We start from the raw sequence: 20103 nt of genomic DNA, 5'->3' as shown, positions 1-20103 counted from the left end.
CCCCTCCGCGTCTCTCAGCCGGAAGCGCTACGCTCCCCGGCCATGAGTGCACGCACCGACTCAGACCCACAAGGCGACATAGAGGACCCCATGGAGTACGGCTACGAGGATGCCCGCCGCGCCCGCTGGACGGCCACCGTCACCGGTGCCCTCCTCACCCTGGCCGGCCTCGCCGCCTCCCTCATGCGTCTGACCGGCTCCGCCCCGGCCCTGGTGCCGGCGGCCTACGCCCTCGGCGCCGCGGTCTGCGCCCTCGCCGCGTTCCTGGGCTCCCGCGGCCGTACCCGGCGCGCCCTGTGGCTGCTCGTCGTCGGGGTGATGGTGATGGCGTTCGGCGACCAACTGGACTGACGTGCCCCTGACCGGGCCTGACACCGCCGTCGTTATTGTCCTGTGATCTGTCTCCCACTCATGTGAAAAGACGCACGAACGGCTCAAACGATCTCCCTCGCCTGCGAGAGTGATCCCGCATTGCTCATACGTTCTTTGCGGGCCGTTCAGTTCGGACACGAACTTTTCACCACTGTTCCCGGTCAAAGATCCACAATTCACCCCGGGAGCACGTCAGTGGCAGCCCTCGCACGTTGGTGTGTACGCAACCGCCTCGTCACGATCCTGCTCTGGCTCCTCGCCCTGGTCGCCACGGCCTCCGCCGCCGTGGCCACCGGCTCCGCGTACTCCAACGACTACCAGGTCCCCGGCACCGAGTCCGGCCGCGCCACCCGGCTGCTCACGGAGGGCTTCCCGGGCCTCGGCGGCGACAGCGACACCGTCGTCTGGCACACCTCCTCGGGCACCGTCCGCGCCGCGGCCGTCGAACAGACCATGACCGGCACCCTGGAGAAGATCGCCGACCTGCCCGGCGTGAGCTCCGTCTCCGCCGCGCGGACCAGCGAGGACGGGCACACCGCCTACGCGACGGTCACCTTCACCGACCGCGCCGAGGACATCGACGAGGGCGAGGCGCGGGCCGTCGTCAAGACCGCCAAGGCCGCCGAGACCGACGGCCTCCAGGTGGAACTGGGCGGCAGCGCGATCGCGCTCACCGAGTCCTCCGGCGGACACCTCGCCGAGGTCGTCGGCGTGGTCGTCGCCGCGGCCGTCCTGTTCCTCGCCTTCGGCTCGCTCGCCGCCTCCCTGCTGCCCATCGCCACCGCCCTGGTGGGCGTCGGCACCGCCTACGCGGGCATCCAGCTCCTCGGCCACGCCATGACCGTCGCCGACTTCGCGCCCATGCTCGGCATGCTCATCGGGCTCGGCGTCGGCATCGACTACGCCCTGTTCATCGTCACCAGGCACCGGCGCGGCCTGAAACGCGGCCTCACCCCCGCCGAGGCCGCCACCAACGCCGTGGCGACGACCGGCCGCGCGGTCGTCTTCGCGGGCGCGACGGTGTGCATAGCCCTGCTCGGGATGCTGATCCTGCGCCTGAACTTCCTGAACGGCGTCGCGATCGCGTCCTCCCTGACCGTCGTCCTGACGGTCGCGGCCTCCGTCACCCTGCTGCCCGCGCTGCTCTTCCGCATCGGCCCGCGCGCCCTCAGCCGCCGCGAGCGGCGCCGGCTCGCCGAACACGGGCCCGAACCCGAGCTGCCGACCGGGTTCGCCGCCCGCTGGTCGGCCTTCGTCGAGCGCCACCCCAAGCTGCTCGGCGCGCTCGCCGTCCTCGTCATCGCAGTCCTCGCCCTGCCCACGTTCTCCCTCCGCCTGGGCACCTCCGACCAGGGCAACGGCCCCGAGACCGCCACCACCCGGCAGGCCTACGACCTCCTCGCCGAAGGATTCGGGCCCGGTGTGAACGGCCCGCTGACCCTGGTCACCCGCGTCGACGGCGCCGAGGACAAGCTCGCCCTCGACAACCTGGACACCACCCTGCGCGCCACCGCGGGCGTGGCGTCGGTGACGCCGGTGACCTTCGACTCCGCCGGGCGCACCGCGTACCTCACCGTCGTACCCGAGTCCTCCCCGCAGTCGCAGCACACCAGCGAGCTCGTCGACCGGCTGCGCACCGAGGTGCTGCCCCGGGCCGAGTCCGGGACCTCCCTCGACGTCCAGGTCGGCGGGGTCACGGCGGGCTACGACGACTTCGCCGACGTCATCGTCGGCAAGCTCCCGCTCTTCGTCGGTGTCGTCATCGGCCTGGGCTGTCTGCTGCTCCTGGCCGCCTTCCGGTCCGTGGGCATCCCGCTCAAGGCCGCCGTGATGAACGTGGCCGCCGTCGCCGCCGCCTTCGGCGTCGTCGTCGCGATCTTCCAGTGGGGCTGGGGGAGCGAACTCCTCGGCCTCGGCCGGGCCGGGCCGATCGAGCCCTTCCTGCCCGTGATCATGGTGTCGGTGCTCTTCGGCCTCTCCATGGACTACCAGGTCTTCCTGGTCAGCCGCATGTACGAGGAGTGGCTGGAGACCGGCGACAACCGGCGGGCCGTACGCGTCGGCCTCGCCGAGACCAGCCGCGTGATCAACTCCGCCGCGGTCATCATGATCTCCGTCTTCCTCGCCTTCGTCCTCAGCGGCGACCGGGTGATCGCCATGTTCGGCATCGCGCTCGCCGCCGCCGTCGCCCTCGACGCCTTCGTCCTGCGGACCCTCCTGGTGCCCGCGCTGATGCATCTGCTCGGCGGCGCCAACTGGTGGCTGCCCCGCTGGCTCGACCGGCGGCTGCCCCGGATCAGCATCGAACCGCCCGAGTGCCGCGCCGCCCATGAGAGGCTCGGCGAGGCGGTCGACGTGGTCGAGGAGCTGGAGAAGGGGCGGGAGCCGGATGTACGCGATATCGCTGGGTGACGACGGAGCCGAACTGCGTCCCCTGGAGATCTGGCACGCGGAGGAGTTCCTCGCGCACCTGGAACGCGGCAGGGAGTTCATCAACGAGTACATCCCCTTCGGCTCGAAGGCCGCCGACGTGGCCGGCGCGCGCGAGGTGCTCCAGCGGTACGCCGACATGAGGGCCGCCGACACCGGCTCCCTGCACGGCATCTGGCTGGCGGGCAAACTGGTCGGCGGGGTGCTCTTCCTCAACTTCGCCGCCGCGGAGGCCAACTGCGAGGTCGGCTGCTGGCTGGAGCCCGCGGCCACCGGCCGGGGCCTGATCACCCGGGCCATCCGGGTGCTGATCGACTTCGCCGTCGACCGGCGCGGCATCCACCGCGTCGAATGGGTCGCGGCGGCCGCGAATGTGAACAGTGTGAACGTCGCCCGCAGGCTCGGCTTCACCCGCGACGGCGTCCGCCGGGAGGCCTACCCCTATCGTGGGGTGCGGCACGACCTCGAAGTGTGGTCCGTGCTCGCCCAGGAGTGGCGCGACGCACGCGCGCGTGCCGCTCACCAAGAGCGTTGACGATCATTAAGAGACCTCTCAGAGAGCGTCCGTACGGTGCGAGGTATGGGAACCAAGACTGTTGACGAGGCCGGCACAGAGACCGGCACCGAGGCCAAGAGCGACGAGAAGACGGTGGACACCATCACCAAGACCGACGCGTCCGCGGACGTGACCGAGACCGAGGCGGCCGCCGCCTCCGACGCGTCCGACGACGTCCTCGGGGACGGCGACGAGCTCACCGCCGAGGACGAACTCACGGACGGCGAGGCCGCGGCCGAGGGCGCCACCGGCGTCGGCCAGGGCGCCGGCGCCGTCGTCTCCGCCGTGCTCGGCCTCGTGTCGCTCAGCGGCAGCTGGATCGGCACCGTCGCCGGCGCCCGCCAGACCCTGGTCGGTCAGCTGGGGACCTCGTCGAACGCGAGCGTCGCCAAGCAGATCCAGGCGGTCTACGGCGACGCCTGGCAGACCACCGCCCTGTGGGCCGGCCTGTTCGCGCTGGCCGCCCTGGTCACCGGCGTCTTCGTGCTGGCCCGCCCCGCCTTCGGCACCCCGGGCCGGCCGCAGGCCGCCTGGATCAAGTCGGTCTCCTGGGCCGGCGTCGCGCTCGGTGTCATCGGTCTGCTCCTGGCCGTCCTCAAGTACACCGACGCCCTGCTGGGACTGCCCTCCGCGAGCTGAGTCCGCGCAGGCCACGAGGGGTCTTAGCCCGGCCGTAAGCACCTTACGGCCGGGCTGAGGCCCCTCGTGCCGTCCCTAAGGCCCCGAACCCCGCCGAAGATGCGGAACTCTCCCGATGTGGCGGCCCCACCCGGGAGACGAAGGTAGAGGCATCGCAACGAGCGAAGCCGCCTTCGATCCACAGGGGACATCCACCATGTACGAGTACGAGTACCAGGCCCGTTCCGCCGAACTCATCCGCCGGGCCGAGCACGAGCGGCAGGCCCGGGAGGCCGTCCGAGCCCGCCGCGCCGCCCGCCGCGAGGCCGCCGAGCACGCCGCGAGGGAGAGCGCCCGCGACGAGGGCGAGTCCCCCAGCCCGCGCCTGCGCCGGCTCCGGTTCGCCCGGCCCGCGTGAACACCGGCGTCGGGCAGGGCGGCCGCACGGGGGTCGGCCGCCCTCCGGCACCGCTGAGGAGTGGGCCGGCCGTGCCCCCGCGTGCGATGCTCGGTCCCGTGGAGACCAGGTCTGTCAGCCCCGTCTTCGTCGGCCGCGGCGACGAGTTGGACATCCTCGGCGAAGGGCTCTCCCGCGCCGGCGCCGGGGAGCCACAGGCGTTCCTGATCGGCGGGGAGGCCGGGGTCGGCAAGACCCGCCTCGTCGAGGAGTTCGCCGCCGCCGCCCGCCGCGACGGGGCCGTCGTCGCGCTCGGCGGCTGTGTCGAGATCGGCGCGGACGGGCTGCCGTTCGCCCCGTTCTCCACCGCCCTGCGCGCCCTGCGCGGCGCCCTGCCCGACGAACTCGCCGCCGCCGCGGCCGGCCAGGAACAGGAACTCGCCCGGCTGCTGCCCGAAGTGGCCGAGACCCGCGCCGGACGCCACGACGAGGCGGGCATGGCCCGCCTCTTCGAGCTCACCGCCCGCCTCCTGGAGCGGGTGGCCGAGCACAGCACGGTCGTCCTCGCCCTGGAGGACCTGCACTGGGCCGACGCCTCCACCCGCCATCTGCTGTCCTACCTGCTGCGCACCCTGCGCACCGGCCGGCTCGTCGTCCTCGCCACCTACCGCGCCGACGACATCCACCGCCGCCATCCACTGCGCCCCCTGCTCGCCGAACTCGACCGGCTGCGCACCCTCCAGCGCCTCGAACTCGCCCGCTTCACCCGCGACGAGGTCGGCCGCCAGATCGCCGGCATCCTCGCCGCCGAACCCGACCCCGCCCAGGTCGACGACATCTTCGAACGCTCCGACGGCAACGCCTTCTTCGTCGAGGAACTCGCCGTCGCCGCCCACGAGGGCTGCTGCACCGGCCTCACCGACTCCCTGCGCGACCTGCTCCTGGTCCGCGTCGAGACGCTGCCCGAGAGCGCGCAGCGAGTGGCCCGGATCGTCGCCGAGGGCGGCTCCACCGTCGAGTACCGGCTGCTGGCCGCCGTCGCCCGGCTCACCGAGGACGACCTGATCGAGGCGCTGCGGGCCGCCGTGAACGCCAACCTCCTGCTCGCCGCCCCCGGCGGCGACGGCTACCGCTTCCGCCACTCCCTGGTCCGCGAGGCCGTCAGCGACGACCTGCTGCCCGGCGAACGCTCCCGGCTCAACCGCCGCTACGCCGAGGCCCTGGAAGCCGACCCGACCCTGGTCCCCGCCGACGAACGCGTGATGCGGCTGGCCAGCTACTGGTACCACGCCCACGACCCGGCCAAAGCCCTGCCGGCCGTCCTGGACGCCTCGGTCGAGGCCCGCTCCCGGCGCGCCTACAGCGAGCAACTGCGGCTTCTGGAACGGGCGATGGAGCTGTGGGAGACGGCCCCCGCGGACGTCCGGGCCCGGCTGCGCCCCGTCGACTACACCGAGGCCTACCCTCCCTGCGGCTGCGACCCCGCCACCACCCCGCTGCGCTACCTCGACCTCATGGCCGAGGCCGTCGTCGCCGGCCGCTGCTGCGGGGAGCGCGAACGCGCGCTGAAGATCACCAAGCGGGCCCAGCGCATGCTGCACGACGAGGACGACCCCCAGCGCGCCGCCTGGTTCTGGGTGCAGCGCTCCCGGCTGGTGCGCTCCCTGGGCCGGGGCAGCGGCCGCGAGGAACTGGCCAGGGCGCAGGACCTGATGCGCGGCCTGCCGCCCGGAGAGGTGCACGCCGAGGTCCTCACCCACGCCGCCAACTGGTCCGCGCTGCACGCCCCGGGACCCGACGCCTACCGGGACGCCGAGCGCGCGGTGGAGTACGCCCGGCTGGTCGACGCCCGCGAGACCGAACTCAACGCGCGCCAGATCCTGGGCGTCCTCAAGGTCGAGTCCGGCGACATCGAGGCCGGACTCACCGAGCTGTACGAGCTCAAGGACCGGGCGCTGACGGAGGACATCCCCTCCGTCGCGCTGAACGTCTATGTGAACCTCCCCACCGAACTGGAGGCGGTCGGCCGCTCCGGGGAGGCCGTGCCGATCCTGGAGGAGGGGCTGGCCTACGCCCGGCGGCAGGGACTGCCCGACACCGAGGCCTGGGTGTACGGCAACCTCGCCGAGTCCCTGTTCTCCCTGGGCCGCTGGGAGGAGGCCGGCGGGGCGGCCGCCGCCACGGGACGCATCGGCCAGGGCGTCGGGCCGAAGGGCCTGCACGCCACCCTCAGCGCCGAACTCGCCCTCGCCCGCGGAGACCTCACCGAGGCGGGCGGCCGGCTGACCGCCGCGTGGGGCTTCTTCGACTCCCACGAACACGCACCCCAGCACCGCCTGCCCCTCGCCCGCCACGCCATCGCCCTCGCCACGGCCGAGAACCGTCCCGACGACGCCCGGGCCCATCTCGAACGCGCCCTGGACGCCGGCTTCCCGCCCGGCGCCCAGCGCTACGCCTGGCCCCTGCTGGTCACCGCCGCCGAAGCCGGCTGTGCCACCGGCCTCCTCGCCCGGATCCGCGAGGCGGCCAGACAGCTCGCCACCCTCGCCCCCGTGTGGCAGGCCCACGCGCTGTGGCTGCGCGCCGAGCTCCACCGCGCCGAAGGCCGCGACGACCCGGGCGACTGGTCCGAGACGGTCACCGCCTTCGAGCAGCTGGAACGCCCCTACGACCTCGCCCGCACCCGGTACCGCCTGGCCGAGGCGCTCCTCGCCTCCGCGGCCGCCGACGACCGTGCCCGCGCCACCGACCTCCTCCGTCTCACCTACGCCGTGGCCACCCATCTGGGTGCCCGCCCCCTCACCGAAACGGTCACCCGCCTCGCCCGGCGGGCCCGCATCCCCCTCACCGGCCGTCCCGCCACCGACTCCGCCGAGCACCTTGGCCTCACCACCCGCGAACACGACGTCCTGCGCCTGGTCTCCACCGGCCGCACCAACCGCCAGATAGCCGAGGAGCTCTTCATCTCCCCGAAGACGGCCAGCGTCCATGTCTCGAACATCCTCGCCAAACTGGGCGTCTCGGGCCGCACGGAGGCGGCGGCGGTGGCCCACCGCCTGGGGCTGTTCCCACCGGAGGCCGACAACCGGCTGGTCGCGCGATGATGGGACGAGCCGACGCCGGTCCGGAAAGGAACAGCCGTGTTCAACGCCTTCGAGGAGCTGTTCTCGCCGGGTCGCAGGCACACCCGGGACGAGCAGAACCGGCTGGAGCTGACCCGGGAGGACGTGGGGGACGGGGATCCGGGGCGGGGGCCGATAGACCTGGCGTCCGGGAAGGTCGTCGTACGACTGCCTCAGCCCGGCCCCGACCCCGACCTCGACCCAGACTCCGACCGCGGTTCCGGCCCGGAGGGGTGACGGCCCTCAGCTCACCTGCAGCTCCAGGATCTTGTCGTCGCCCGTCTTCGGGGTGCCCCGGCCGTCCGTGTTGCTGGTGGTGACCCAGAGTTTGTCGCCGCCCGCCGCGACCACCGTGCGCAGCCGGCCGTACTCACCCTGGAGGAAGGACTGGGGGTCGGCCGAGGCCTCGGTGCCCTTCAGGGGTGTCCGCCACAGCCGCCGGCCCTTCAGCCCGGCCATCCAGATCGAACCCTCGGCGTAGGCGATGCCGCTGGGGGAGGCGTCGTCGGTGTGCCACTGGGCTATCGGGTTGCGGTACTTCGCGTCGTCGGACTCGCCCTCGGCCACCGGCCAGCCGTAGTCGCCGCCCGGCACGATCGCGTTCAGCTCGTCCCAGGTGTCCTGGCCGAACTCCGAGGCGAACAGCCGCTGTTCGGGATCCCAGGCCAGTCCCTGCACATTGCGGTGGCCGTACGAGTAGACGGGGGAGCCGGGGAAGGGGTTGCCCGGGGCCGCCTCGCCCTCGGGGGTCAGGCGCAGGATCTTGCCGCCCAGGGACTTGCGGTCCTGGGACAGCCCCCGGTCGCCGCTCTCGCCCGTTCCCGCGTACAGCATTCCGTCCGGGCCGAAGGCGATCCGGCCGCCGTTGTGGATCACGCCCTTGGGGATGCCCTTGAAGACCGTGTCCGGGGCGCCCAGCTGATCGCCGGCGGGGCGCTTCGCGTCGTAGAGCATGCGCACGATGCGGTTGTCCGAGGCCGAGGTGAAGTACGCGTAGACCATGTGGTCCGACGCGTAGTCCGGGGAGAGGGCGAGGCCGAGCAGACCGCCCTCGCCTGCCGCGGAGACACCCGGGACCTCGCCGGCCTCGGTCTTCTTCCCGGACTCCGCGTCGACGTGAGTGATCGTCCCCTCGTCGCGGGAGGCGACCAGCAGGCCGCCCTCGGGGAGCGGGGCCAGACCCCACGGGGAGTCCAGGCCCTCGGCGACCGTCCGCACCACCTTCACCGTGCCCTTCGCGGGCGGGGTCTCCTCGGCGCTCGGCGAGGACGAGCCCTCCACCGTCGAACGGCTGGCGGAGGCGGTCGGGCCACTCCCGGACGACCCCCCGTCGCCGGAGGAGCAGCCGGCCGTCAACAGCAGCGCACCCGAGGCCAACACGGCGGTCACCGTCCGTCGTTGCACGATCCGCTCCCTTCGACGCGGCGGTCCTGAGGCCGCCCCCACTTGTCCCTACGACGCTCGCGCCCCACGGGTTCCCGATCGCCGGCGACCCCACCCGAAAGCGGCACCTATTCCCACGATCCCCGCGCGCCCGGCAGTTCCGCCACCTCCACGAGATCCCGTGAGGTCAGCCGCAGCGCCGCCGCGCCCGCGTTCTCCTCGACCCAGTGGGCCTGCTTCGCCCCCGGCACCGGCACCACGTGCCGCCCCTGCGCCAGCACCCATGCCAGCGCCACCTGCGCCGCCGTCACGCCGTCCCCGTGCCGCGCGGCCACCCGGCGCAGCCCGGCGACGATCGGCTGGTTCGCGGCCATCATCTCGGCGGTGAAACGGGGGTGCCGGGCCCGCATGTCGTCCGGCTCGAAGCCCTGGCCCGGAGTCAGCGTGCCGGTGAGGAAACCGTTCCCCAGAGGCATCGCCGCCAGAAAACCCACTCCGCGCTCCTCGCACCACGGCAGCAGGGTGTCCAGCGCGTCCGGTGACCACACCGACAGCTCGGCCTCCACCGCGCTCACCGGGAAGACCTGCTGCACCCGTCGCAACTGCCGGATCGTCCCGTCGTGCAGGCCGCCCGAGCGGCGGCCGCCCCGCGCGCCCACCGCGCACAGCCCCAACGCCCGTACCTTGCCCGCCCGGACGAGGTCCGCCATCGCGCCCCACGTCTCCTCGACGGGGACCTCCGGGTCGGCGCGGTGCAGCTGGTAGAGGTCGATGACGTCCGTCTGCAGCCGCCTGAGCGACGCGTCGCAGGCCCGTTTCACGTATCCCGGGCGGCCGTTGGCCACGATGTGCTGCTCACCCACGAGCAGACCGACCTTCGTCGACACGAACGCGTCCCCGCGCCGCTCCTTCAGCACCCGCCCCACCAGGAGCTCGTTGGTGAACGGGCCGTACATGTCGGCCGTGTCCAGCAGGGTCGACCCCAGGTCGAGCGCCCGGTGCACCGCCCTGAGCGACTCGTCGCCCCGCTGTCGCGACCCGCTGTACCCCCAGCTCATCGGCATGCACCCGAGTCCCACGGCCCCCACCGAGAGCGCCCCCGCACCAACAGTCCTGCGCTCCACCGACCCGCGACCCTCCCTTTCCGACCTCCAACCTAACCTCTGCACACGCGCGTACCTCAATTAGCCTCCTGGCATGAGCATCGACGCACCGCGTGACGTATGGCTGCCCATCCCCCCGGAGGAGATCGACGGTCTCCCCGACGGACTCGACTACCTCTTCTGGGACGGGGGAGAGGACGGCGGTCAGCCGTTCCCGGGGGACCCCGGCGCATGCGCCGTCTATGTGGTGCCCTACATGAAGCGGCAGCAGGTGAAGGTACGACCGTTGGCGGAGATGCGGAACCTGCGGGTCGTGCAGACGCTCACCGCGGGGGTCGACGACATCACCGAGCGGCTGGCGGACCTCGTGCCCGGCGTTCAGCTGTGCAACGCGCGCGGGGTGCACGACGCCAGCACCGCCGAGCTCGCGCTCACCCTGACGCTCGCCTCGCTGCGCGGGATCCCGCAGTTCGTGCGCGCCCAGGACCGCGGGCACTGGGAGGGCGGATTCCGTCCCGCGCTCGCCGACAGGAACGTGCTCATCGTCGGGTACGGGGCGATCGGCGAGGCCATCGAGGACCGGCTCGTGCCCTTCGAGGTGGCGCGCGTGGCACGCGTCGCGCGCTCCCAGCGTGCGACGGCGCGCGGGCCTGTGCACCCCTTCACCGATCTGCCCGCGCTCCTGCCCGAGGCGGACGTCGTCATCCTGTCGACGCCGCTCACCGAGAGCACCCGCGGGATCGTCGGCGCCGACTTCCTGGCCCGGATGAAGGACGGCGCGCTGCTGGTCAACGTGGCCCGCGGCCCCGTCGTCGACACCAAGGCGCTGCTCTCCGAACTGGAGACCGGCCGGATCACCGCCGCCCTGGACGTCACCGACCCCGAACCCCTGCCCCCGGGCCACCCGTTGTGGCACGCGCCCGGCGTGCTGATCAGCCCGCACGTGGGCGGCCCCACCTCGGCGTTCCTGCCGCGCGCCAAGCGGCTGCTGGTGGACCAGTTGGGCCGTTTCGTGAACCGGCAGCCCCTGCGCCACGTGATCCTGACTACGGGCGAGGCAGGCGCGTAGTCCGGTTCGGGCACCCTCCGCAGTCCCCCGGACGCGGCGGGTACGCATATGCCGATGATCGTCACGGAGCGTAGAGAACCTATGTCCCTGAGTGACGAGACTGGTGTATCGTCCCGACAGGGGCTGCGCCGCGACCTTTCGGCGCCTGGGATGGACATTTCAGACTTGTGAGGGGGGCGACGGGCGATGCACGGCCTATGGACGAACGACCCGACGCGGCGGAACCGCCGCCGACGGCCCTGGCGCACGGCTGCGGGCCGACGTGGTCACGACACTCATCACAGCCATCACCACCGCAGGCACGGCGGTCGCAGAAAGCATGCGCACCAGGATCCGAGGGACCCGGGGGCGGCGCGGACCGGGAGGACCCGGTGAGTTCGCCGACGACCTCCACGCCCCTCCTCGACGGAGCCGAGACCGCGCCACGCGACCGGACTCCGGCGAAGACGCCGCAGCCCGGGCAGCCGTCCTGCGGCGCCGGACCGAACCTGGTCCACCAACTGCTGCTGACCCTCCTGTGCGCGGGATACGCCGTCGGTTCCGCGCTCGGCTGGGGCTCCGACGAACTCGCCCTGATCATGGGCGACTTCGGACTGACCGCCGCGGCGGCCACTGCCGCCGTGTCCTGCCTCCTCTACGCGCGCACCCGCCGCGTCCGCTTTCGGCCCGCCTGGCTGCTGTTCGCCCTCTCCTCGGCGATGGCCGCCCTCGGCAACCTGGTCTGGGGGTGGTACGAGGTCGTCCTGGGCCGCCCCGTGCCCAGCCCCAGCTACGCCGACCTGTTCTTCCTCTGCTTCGCGCCCCCCGCGATCGTCGGGCTGCTGGTGCTGGCCGCCCGCCCGGTCACCAAGGCGGGCTGGGTCTGCCTCGCGCTGGACGCCTGGCTGATCGCCGGCTCGCTGCTCACGCTCTCCTGGAGCCTCGCCCTCGCCCAGGCCGCGAAGTTCGACGGCCCGAGCGTGGCCCACGCGGCGCTCTCCCTGGCGTACCCGCTGCTCGACATCGCCCTGGTCAGCATGGTGCTCGTACTGCACTTCCGGCGGTCCACGGTGAACCGCACGGCCGTCAACACGGCCGTCGGCGCGCTCGCGCTGACCGTCATGTGCGACGCCCTGTTCACCTCGCCGCTGCTGCACAACAACTACCGCTCCGGCCAACTCCTCGACGCCGGCTGGTTCGCGGGCTCCCTGCTGCTGGCCTACGCACCCTGGGCCGCCTCCCGGCAGCACCGGGGACCGGCCGCCGACGAGGGGCACACGCGCGTGGTGCACGAGCACCTGCCGGCCGGACACCGCCCCGGCGTCCCCGCGCAGGCCGCCCCGCACACCGCCGCGCACCCGTCCGCGCGGACACCCCGCCAGACCCCGCCGCAGGGAGGCGACCACAGCCGGTACATGGCCACCCGGCCCATCACCGGCTCCCTGGCCGCCCTCACCCCGTACCTCGCCGCCGCCGTCTGCACCCTGGGGATCCTCTACAACGTCCTCAACGGCCGCAGCGTCGACCGCGTGGTCCTGCTGACCGGCGGCGCGGTGGTCCTCGCCCTCGTGGTGCGGCAGGGGATCATGCTGCTCGACAACATCACCCTCACCCAGGAACTGGCGCAGAAGGAGAACCACTTCCGTTCCCTGGTGCAGGGCTCCAGCGACGTCATCATGATCGCCGCCCCCAGCGGCATCCTGCGGTACGTCTCCCCGGCCGCCGCCGGGGTCTACGGGCGGCCCGCCGAAGCCCTGGTGGGCACCGAACTGGCCGACCTCATCCACCCGGAGGACCTGGGCTGCGTGGTGCACGAGGTGCGCCGCTTCCTCGCCGCCAGCCCCCAGGACGAGGCCACCACCCGCATCGAGTGCCGCTTCCGCTCCGGCGACGGAGGCTGGCTCAACGTCGAGTCGACCGTCAACCGCCACCACGGCGGCCTGATCTTCAACAGCCGGGACGTCACCGAACGGGTGCGCCTGCAGGCACAGCTCCAGCACAACGCCGAGCACGACCCGCTCACCGACCTGCCCAACCGCGCCCTGTTCACCCGGCGCGTCCAGCAGGCCCTGTCCGGCCGGCGCAGCTCCGACCGCGGCACCGCCCTGCGCAACACGGCCGTCCTCTTCATCGACCTCGACGGCTTCAAGGCCGTCAACGACACCATCGGGCACCAGGCCGGCGACGAACTCCTCGTCCAGGCCGCCCGCCGGCTCCAGGACTCCGTCCGCAAGGGCGACACCGCGTCCCGGCTGGGCGGCGACGAGTTCGCGGCCCTGATCGTCGGCGACACCACCCGCGACCGGTCCGCCCGCGAACGGCACATCCTGGAACTCGCCGACCGCCTCAGGATCACCCTCTCGCAGCCCTACCTGATCGATGGCAACGAAGTCAGGGTCGCCGCCTCCATCGGCGTCGCCTTCGCCGAACCCGGCCTCGGGGCCGGCGAGATCCTGCGCAACGCCGACCTCGCCATGTACCGCGCCAAGGCGGGCGGCAAGGGCCGGGTCGAGCTGTACAAGCCGCAGATGCAGCAGGACGTCGTACGCAAGGCGGAGCTGGCCACCCGGCTGCGGGCCGCACTGCACGACGGCGAGTTCGCGCTGCTGCACCAGCCCGTGGTGCGGCTGGAGGACGGCCGGATCTCGTCCGTCGCCGCCCAGGCCCGCTGGCGGTCCTCGCAGGGTGTGCTGTTCACCCCCGCCGAGTTCCTGCGGGTCGCGGAGGACGGCGACAGGACGGCCGAGCTGGGCCGCTGGATCCTCGAGGAGGCCGTCGCCCAGGCCGCCGACCGGGTCGGGAGCGGACTCACCGTGCCGGTGGCGGTACGCATGAGCGCCCGGCGTCTGCTGGACCGGTCGATGCCGCTGGGCTCCGTGGAGGCACTGCTCACCCGGCACGGACTGCCGTCCGGGTCGCTCGTGATCGAGCTCTCGGACCTGGACCCGAAGGTGTCGCTGGACGACCTGGAACGCCGTCTGGGCGCCCTGCGCCGACTCGGCGTCCGAATCGCCCTCGACGGCTTCGGCGGCGGCTACGGCGCCCTCACGGCGCTGCGCCGGCTCCCGGTCGACGTCCTCAGGCTCGACCGCTCGCTGGTCGAGGGGGTCGTCGAGTCCGCGCGGCTGCACAAGATCACCAGTGGGCTGCTGCGGATCGCCTGCGACCTCGGGCTGCAGTCCGTGGCCGACGGCGTCGACCTGCCCGAGCAGGTCGTGGCGCTGCGCGCGATGGGCTGTACGCACGGCCAGGGCATGGCGTTCTCCGGACCGTTGGACGAGTACCGGCTGCGCCGCGCCCTCGCCACCGGCCGGTATCCGGTGCCGCACGGCCCCGCGGAGCCCGCGTTCGCGGGCGGCGGCGCCGGGGTGTACACCAGTGGGGTGGCCACTGGCGGCGTCACCGCTGTCCTGGGGAGCGGAAGTGCACTACGCTCACATAATGAGACTCCTGTCCCACCCACTTGACAGTCGGTGCGCGCCAGGAGGAGGGTCATTGCCATGCGCACCCGAATTCTCGTACTTGGCAAGCGCGTCGGCTGAAGCCTGTGACCTCCGGAGGAATCTGGAACCCACGGCGACCCTTGTCCGGCGCGCTCCCCTCGCTTGCCTTTTGGCACGGGGGGTTTTTTGTTGCACAAAACCCGCAGTATCACCCCCAGCAGAACCCTCAGCATCGAGAAGAGAAGACCGATGACCGAGCAGGCCACCGGGGCCCATCCGCAGCCGCGGCCCCGATCCGGAGGACACTCCGCCACCGTCGAGCACATCACCGGTGCGCAGTCCCTCATCCGCTCTCTCGAGGAGGTCGGCGCCGACACGGTATTCGGCATTCCGGGCGGCGCGATCCTGCCCGCCTACGACCCGCTGATGGACTCCACCCGTGTCCGTCACGTCCTGGTCCGCCACGAGCAGGGCGCCGGCCACGCGGCCACCGGCTACGCGCAGGCCACCGGCAGGGTCGGTGTCTGCATGGCCACCTCGGGACCGGGCGCCACCAACCTGGTGACCCCGATCGCCGACGCGCACATGGACTCGGTGCCGATGGTGGCGATCACCGGGCAGGTCGCGTCGGCGGCGATCGGCACGGACGCCTTCCAGGAGGCGGACATCGTCGGCATCACCATGCCGATCACCAAGCACAACTTCCTGGTCACCAAGGCCGAGGACATCCCGCGGGTCATCGCGCAGGCCTTCCACATCGCCTCCACCGGCCGCCCCGGCCCGGTCCTGGTCGACATCGCCAAGGACGCCCTCCAGGCGAAGACCACCTTCTCCTGGCCGCCCACCATGGACCTGCCCGGCTACCGCCCGGTGACCAAGCCGCACGCCAAGCAGATCCGCGAGGCCGCCAAGCTGATCACCGCCGCCAAGCGGCCGATCCTGTACGTCGGCGGCGGTGTCCTCAAGGCCGGCGCCACCGCCGAGCTGAAGGTCCTCGCCGAGCTGACCGGAGCGCCCGTCACCACCACGCTGATGGCGCTGGGCGCGTTCCCCGACAGCCACCCGCAGCACCTGGGCATGCCCGGCATGCACGGCTCGGTGGCCGCCGTCACCGGTCTGCAGAAGGCCGACCTGATCGTCGCCCTCGGCGCCCGCTTCGACGACCGCGTCACCGGCAAGCTCGACAGCTTCGCGCCGTACGCCAAGGTCGTCCACGCGGACATCGACCCGGCGGAGATCGGCAAGAACCGCGTCGCGGACGTGCCGATCGTGGGGGACGCCCGAGAGGTCATCGCCGACCTGATCCAGGCCGTGCAGAAGGAGCACAGCGAGGGCCAGCCCGGCGACTACACCGCTTGGTGGAAGGACCTCGACCGCTGGCGCGAGACCTACCCGCTCGGCTACGACCAGCCCGCCGACGGCTCGCTCTCCCCGCAGCACGTCATCGAGCGCATCGGACAGCTCGCCCCCGAGGGCACGATCTTCGCCGCGGGCGTCGGCCAGCACCAGATGTGGGCCGCCCACTTCATCCAGTACGAGAAGCCCGCCACCTGGCTGAACTCCGGCGGCGCGGGCACCATGGGCTACGCCGTCCCGGCCGCGATGGGCGCCAAGGCCGGCGCGCCCGCGCGGACCGTCTGGGCGATCGACGGCGACGGCTGCTTCCAGATGACCAACCAGGAACTCACCACCTGCGCCCTGAACGGCATCCCGATCAAGGTCGCGGTCATCAACAACGGCGCCCTCGGCATGGTCCGCCAGTGGCAGACGCTGTTCTACAACCAGCGCTACTCCAACACCGTGCTGCACTCCGGCCCGAACGACGTCAACCCGGAGGCCCGCGGCACCCGCGTCCCCGACTTCGTGAAGCTGTCGGAGGCCATGGGCTGCTACGCGATCCGCTGCGAGTCGCCGGACGACCTCGACAAGGTCATCGAGGAGGCGAACTCGATCAACGACCGCCCCGTCGTCGTCGACTTCATCGTCCACGGGGACGCGATGGTGTGGCCTATGGTCGCCGCGGGCACCTCCAACGACGAGATCATGGCCGCGCGCGACGTCCGCCCGGACTTCGGCGACAACGAAGACGACTGAGCGAGAGAGACCACACAGACATGTCCAAGCACACGCTCTCCGTCCTGGTGGAGAACAAGCCGGGCATCCTGGCCCGGATCGCCGCCCTGTTCTCCCGCCGCGGCTTCAACATCGACTCGCTCGCCGTCGGCGTCACCGAGCACGCCGACATCTCCCGCATCACGATCGTGGTGAGCGTCGACGCCCTGCCGCTGGAGCAGGTCACCAAGCAGCTCAACAAGCTCGTCGAGGTGCTGAAGATCGTCGAACTGGAGCCGTCGCAGGCCGTCCACCGTGAACTCGTTCTGGTGAAGGTGCGCGCCGACAACGAGACGCGCTCCCAGATCGTCGAGATCGTCCAGCTGTTCCGCGCCAAGACGGTGGACGTCTCCCCGGAGGCCGTGACCATCGAGGCCACCGGCGGCAGCGACAAGCTGTCCGCGATGCTCAAGATGCTGGAACCGTACGGCATCAAGGAACTTGTCCAGTCCGGCACCATCGCCATCGGCCGCGGCGCCCGCTCCATCACGGACCGCTCGCTGCGCGCGCTGGACCGTTCCGCGTAAGGCTGGAAACGGGCGGCCGACGTCTGCCGGCCGCCCGTATACCGAGACCCCGAAACTTCTCGTCGTCCCGCCGTCATACGGTGGGACGCAAAACCTGCACCCAAGGAGAGAAACCAAAGTGGCCGAGCTGTTCTACGACGCCGACGCCGACCTGTCCATCATCCAGGGCCGCAAGGTCGCGGTCATCGGTTACGGCAGCCAGGGCCACGCCCACGCGCTGTCGCTCCGTGACTCGGGTGTCGACGTCCGCGTCGGTCTGCACGAGGGCTCCAAGTCCAAGGCGAAGGCCGAGGAGCAGGGCCTGCGCGTGGTGACGCCCGCCGAGGCCGCCGCCGAGGCCGACCTCATCATGATCCTGATCCCGGACCCGATCCAGGCCCAGGTCTACGAGGAGTCCATCGCCCCGAACCTGAACGACGGCGACGCGCTGTTCTTCGCGCACGGCTTCAACGTCCGCTTCGGCTTCATCAAGGCCCCGGCCGGCGTCGACGTCGCCCTGGTCGCCCCGAAGGGCCCGGGCCACCTGGTCCGCCGCCAGTACGAGGAGGGCCGCGGCGTCCCCGCGATCGCCGCCGTCGAGCAGGACTCGACCGGCAGCGCCTTCGCGCTGGCCCTGTCGTACGCCAAGGCCATCGGCGGCACCCGCGCCGGTGTCATCAAGACGACCTTCACCGAGGAGACCGAGACCGACCTGTTCGGTGAGCAGGCCGTCCTGTGCGGTGGCACCTCGGCCCTGGTCAAGGCGGGCTTCGAGACCCTGGTCGAGGCCGGCTACCAGCCGGAGATCGCCTACTTCGAGTGCCTGCACGAGCTGAAGCTGATCGTCGACCTCATGTACGAGGGCGGCCTGGAGAAGATGCGCTGGTCGGTCTCCGAGACCGCCGAGTGGGGCGACTACGTCACCGGCCCGCGCATCATCACCGACGCCACCAAGGCCGAGATGAAGCAGGTCCTCGCCGAGATCCAGGACGGCACCTTCGCCCAGAACTGGATGGACGAGTACCACGGCGGTCTGAAGAAGTACAACGAGTACAAGACGGCCGACTCGGAGCACCTGCTGGAGACCACCGGCAAGCAGCTCCGCAAGCTGATGAGCTGGGTGAACGAGGAGGCGTAAGCCTCAGGTGATGGGGCCGGAGCGGTTCGCTCCGGCCCCATCGGCCATCCCGTCCGGTCACGGACGGGTGATCCTTTCGCGGAGGCGCGAGACGGTCTCCGTCGCGGCACTACACTGCTGTTACATACGCGTTCAGGCCCACAGCGTCGTGCGTCTTCCACGCGGCTAGCCCCTCCTCCGCATGCGGCCGTCGGGACGGCCGTCCGCACGCTATGGACTTGTGAGGACTCACGTGAGCTCGAAACCTGTCGTACTCATCGCTGAAGAGCTGTCGCCCGCGACCGTGGACGCGCTCGGGCCGGACTTCGAGATCCGGCACTGCAACGGCGCGGACCGGGCCGAGCTGCTCCCCGCCATCGCCGATGTCGACGCGATCCTGATCCGCTCGGCCACCAAGGTCGACGCGGAGGCCATCGCGGCGAGCCGTCGTCTGAAGGTCGTCGCACGAGCCGGCGTCGGCCTGGACAACGTCGACGTCTCCGCCGCCACCAAGGCCGGCGTGATGGTCGTCAACGCCCCCACCTCCAACATCGTCACCGCCGCCGAGCTGGCCTGCGGTCTCCTCCTCGCCACCGCCCGTCACATCCCGCAGGCCAACGCCGCGCTGAAGAACGGCGAGTGGAAGCGCAGCAAGTACACGGGCGTCGAGCTGGCCGAGAAGACCCTCGGTGTCGTCGGTCTCGGCCGCATCGGCGCGCTCGTCGCGCAGCGCATGTCCGCGTTCGGCATGAAGGTCGTCGCCTACGACCCCTACATCCAGCCCGCCCGCGCCGCCCAGATGGGCGTGAAGGTGCTCTCGCTGGACGAGCTGCTCGAGGTCTCCGACTTCATCACCGTGCACCTGCCCAAGACCCCGGAGACCGTCGGCCTGATCGGTGACGAGGCGCTGCGCAAGGTCAAGCCGACCGTGCGGATCGTCAACGCCGCGCGCGGCGGGATCGTCGACGAGGAGGCGCTGTACTCGGCGCTGAAGGAGGGCCGCGTCGCCGGCGCCGGTCTCGACGTGTACGCGAAGGAGCCCTGCACGGACTCCCCGCTGTTCGAGTTCGACCAGGTGGTCTCCACCCCGCACCTCGGCGCCTCCACCGACGAGGCCCAGGAGAAGGCCGGTATCGCCGTCGCGCGGTCGGTGCGGCTCGCCCTCGCCGGTGAGCTGGTCCCCGACGCGGTGAACGTGCAGGGCGGTGTCATCGCCGAGGACGTCAAGCCGGGCCTGCCGCTGGCCGAGCGCCTCGGCCGGATCTTCACCGCGCTCGCCGGCGAGGTCGCGGTCCGCCTCGACGTCGAGGTCTACGGCGAGATCACCCAGCACGACGTGAAGGTGCTGGAGCTGTCGGCGCTGAAGGGTGTCTTCGAGGACGTCGTCGACGAGACGGTGTCGTACGTCAACGCGCCGCTGTTCGCGCAGGAGCGCGGTGTCGAGGTGCGCCTCACCACCAGCTCCGAGTCCGCCGACCACCGCAACGTCGTCACCGTGCGCGGCACGCTCTCGGACGGCGAGGAGGTGTCGGTCTCCGGCACGCTGGCCGGTCCGAAGCACATCCAGAAGATCGTCGCGGTCGGCGAGTACGACGTCGACCTCGCCCTCGCCGACCACATGGTCGTCCTCAAGTACGAGGACCGTCCCGGTGTCGTCGGCACGGTCGGCCGGATCTTCGGCGAGGCGGGCATCAACATCGCCGGCATGCAGGTCGCCCGCGCGGCGGCCGGCGGCGAGGCGCTGGCCGTTCTGACGGTGGACGACACGGTGTCCTCCGGGGTGCTGGCCGAGGTCGCCACGGAGATCGGGGCCACGTCGGCCCGTGCGGTGAACTTGGTCTGACCGTTCGTTTCCGGTGACCGTCGGCTGCGGTTGCCGTCCCTGGGGGCTGCCGC

Annotated in this window: 15 protein-coding genes; 13 read left to right on the top strand and 2 right to left on the bottom strand. The window is 71.8% G+C overall.

Going from position 1 to position 20103, the window contains the following annotated elements; genetic code table 11:
* Positions 1–42 precede the first annotated feature (42 nt).
* The 7 genes from ABT057_RS07020 to ABT057_RS06990 all read left to right on the top strand — a co-directional run bounded on the left by ABT057_RS07020 (position 43) and on the right by ABT057_RS06990 (position 7732).
* The gene (locus ABT057_RS07020) at positions 43–351 is read left to right on the top strand and encodes a hypothetical protein (protein WP_352341419.1); all 309 of its coding nucleotides are present in this window, start codon (positions 43–45) and stop codon (positions 349–351) included.
* 216 nt (positions 352–567) lie between these two features.
* Positions 568–2784, top strand: a complete 2217-nt coding sequence (locus ABT057_RS07015; RefSeq protein ID WP_352341418.1) for an MMPL family transporter — start codon at positions 568–570, stop codon at positions 2782–2784.
* Entirely contained in the window at positions 2762–3337 is a 576-nt protein-coding gene (locus ABT057_RS07010; RefSeq protein ID WP_352341417.1) for a GNAT family N-acetyltransferase, read from the top strand. Before ABT057_RS07015 ends, ABT057_RS07010 begins: the two co-directional genes overlap by 23 nt.
* Positions 3338–3382: 45 nt before the next feature.
* A complete protein-coding gene (locus ABT057_RS07005; RefSeq protein WP_352341416.1) occupies positions 3383–3997 on the top strand; it encodes a hypothetical protein in 615 nt (204 codons plus the stop codon).
* 196 nt (positions 3998–4193) lie between these two features.
* The gene (locus ABT057_RS07000; protein WP_352341415.1) at positions 4194–4394 is read left to right on the top strand and encodes a hypothetical protein; all 201 of its coding nucleotides are present in this window, start codon (positions 4194–4196) and stop codon (positions 4392–4394) included.
* Between the two features lie 86 nt (positions 4395–4480).
* Entirely contained in the window at positions 4481–7477 is a 2997-nt protein-coding gene (locus tag ABT057_RS06995) for a helix-turn-helix transcriptional regulator (RefSeq protein ID WP_352341462.1), read from the top strand.
* Positions 7478–7513: 36 nt separating this feature from the next.
* Positions 7514–7732 (top strand): DUF6191 domain-containing protein, encoded by a 219-nt coding sequence (locus ABT057_RS06990; protein ID WP_352341414.1) that lies wholly within the window; start codon positions 7514–7516, stop codon positions 7730–7732.
* A 6-nt stretch (positions 7733–7738) separates the two neighbouring features.
* Here the strand turns inward: ABT057_RS06990 and ABT057_RS06985 are convergent, their stop codons facing one another.
* On the bottom strand, positions 7739–8899 hold the full coding sequence (locus ABT057_RS06985) for a PQQ-dependent sugar dehydrogenase (RefSeq protein WP_352341413.1): 1161 nt from the start codon (positions 8897–8899) through the stop codon (positions 7739–7741).
* Positions 8900–9006: 107 nt separating this feature from the next.
* On the bottom strand, positions 9007–10002 hold the full coding sequence (locus ABT057_RS06980; RefSeq protein WP_352341412.1) for an aldo/keto reductase: 996 nt from the start codon (positions 10000–10002) through the stop codon (positions 9007–9009).
* Positions 10003–10075: 73 nt separating this feature from the next.
* On the opposite strand from ABT057_RS06980, the gene ABT057_RS06975 reads away from it, so the two are divergent.
* The 6 genes from ABT057_RS06975 (at position 10076) to serA (ending at position 20050) form a co-directional block, all read left to right on the top strand.
* Positions 10076–11050 carry a 2-hydroxyacid dehydrogenase gene (locus ABT057_RS06975; RefSeq protein ID WP_352341411.1) on the top strand — a complete coding sequence of 325 codons (975 nt, stop codon included), beginning with the start codon at positions 10076–10078 and terminating at the stop codon, positions 11048–11050.
* Positions 11051–11421: 371 nt separating this feature from the next.
* Complete coding sequence (locus ABT057_RS06970) at positions 11422–14496, top strand: putative bifunctional diguanylate cyclase/phosphodiesterase (RefSeq protein WP_352341410.1); 3075 nt, start codon at positions 11422–11424, stop codon at positions 14494–14496.
* Positions 14497–14721: 225 nt separating this feature from the next.
* Positions 14722–16566 carry an acetolactate synthase large subunit gene (locus tag ABT057_RS06965; protein ID WP_352341409.1) on the top strand — a complete coding sequence of 615 codons (1845 nt, stop codon included), beginning with the start codon at positions 14722–14724 and terminating at the stop codon, positions 16564–16566.
* Positions 16567–16586: 20 nt separating this feature from the next.
* Positions 16587–17111 (top strand): acetolactate synthase small subunit, encoded by a 525-nt coding sequence (gene ilvN, locus ABT057_RS06960; RefSeq protein WP_352341408.1) that lies wholly within the window; start codon positions 16587–16589, stop codon positions 17109–17111.
* A 118-nt stretch (positions 17112–17229) separates the two neighbouring features.
* On the top strand, positions 17230–18228 hold the full coding sequence (ilvC, locus tag ABT057_RS06955) for a ketol-acid reductoisomerase (protein WP_352341407.1): 999 nt from the start codon (positions 17230–17232) through the stop codon (positions 18226–18228).
* 232 nt (positions 18229–18460) lie between these two features.
* Positions 18461–20050: a phosphoglycerate dehydrogenase gene (gene serA, locus ABT057_RS06950; RefSeq protein WP_352341406.1), complete on the top strand. Its 1590-nt coding sequence runs from the start codon at positions 18461–18463 to the stop codon at positions 20048–20050.
* Positions 20051–20103: the final 53 nt, after the last annotated feature.

It is taken from the genome of Streptomyces sp. NPDC002588, from assembly GCF_040295925.1.
Lineage (GTDB): Bacteria > Actinomycetota > Actinomycetes > Streptomycetales > Streptomycetaceae > Streptomyces.
Note: the sequence above shows the minus strand (reverse complement) of the source record. Positions and strands in the feature narration are given on the sequence as shown.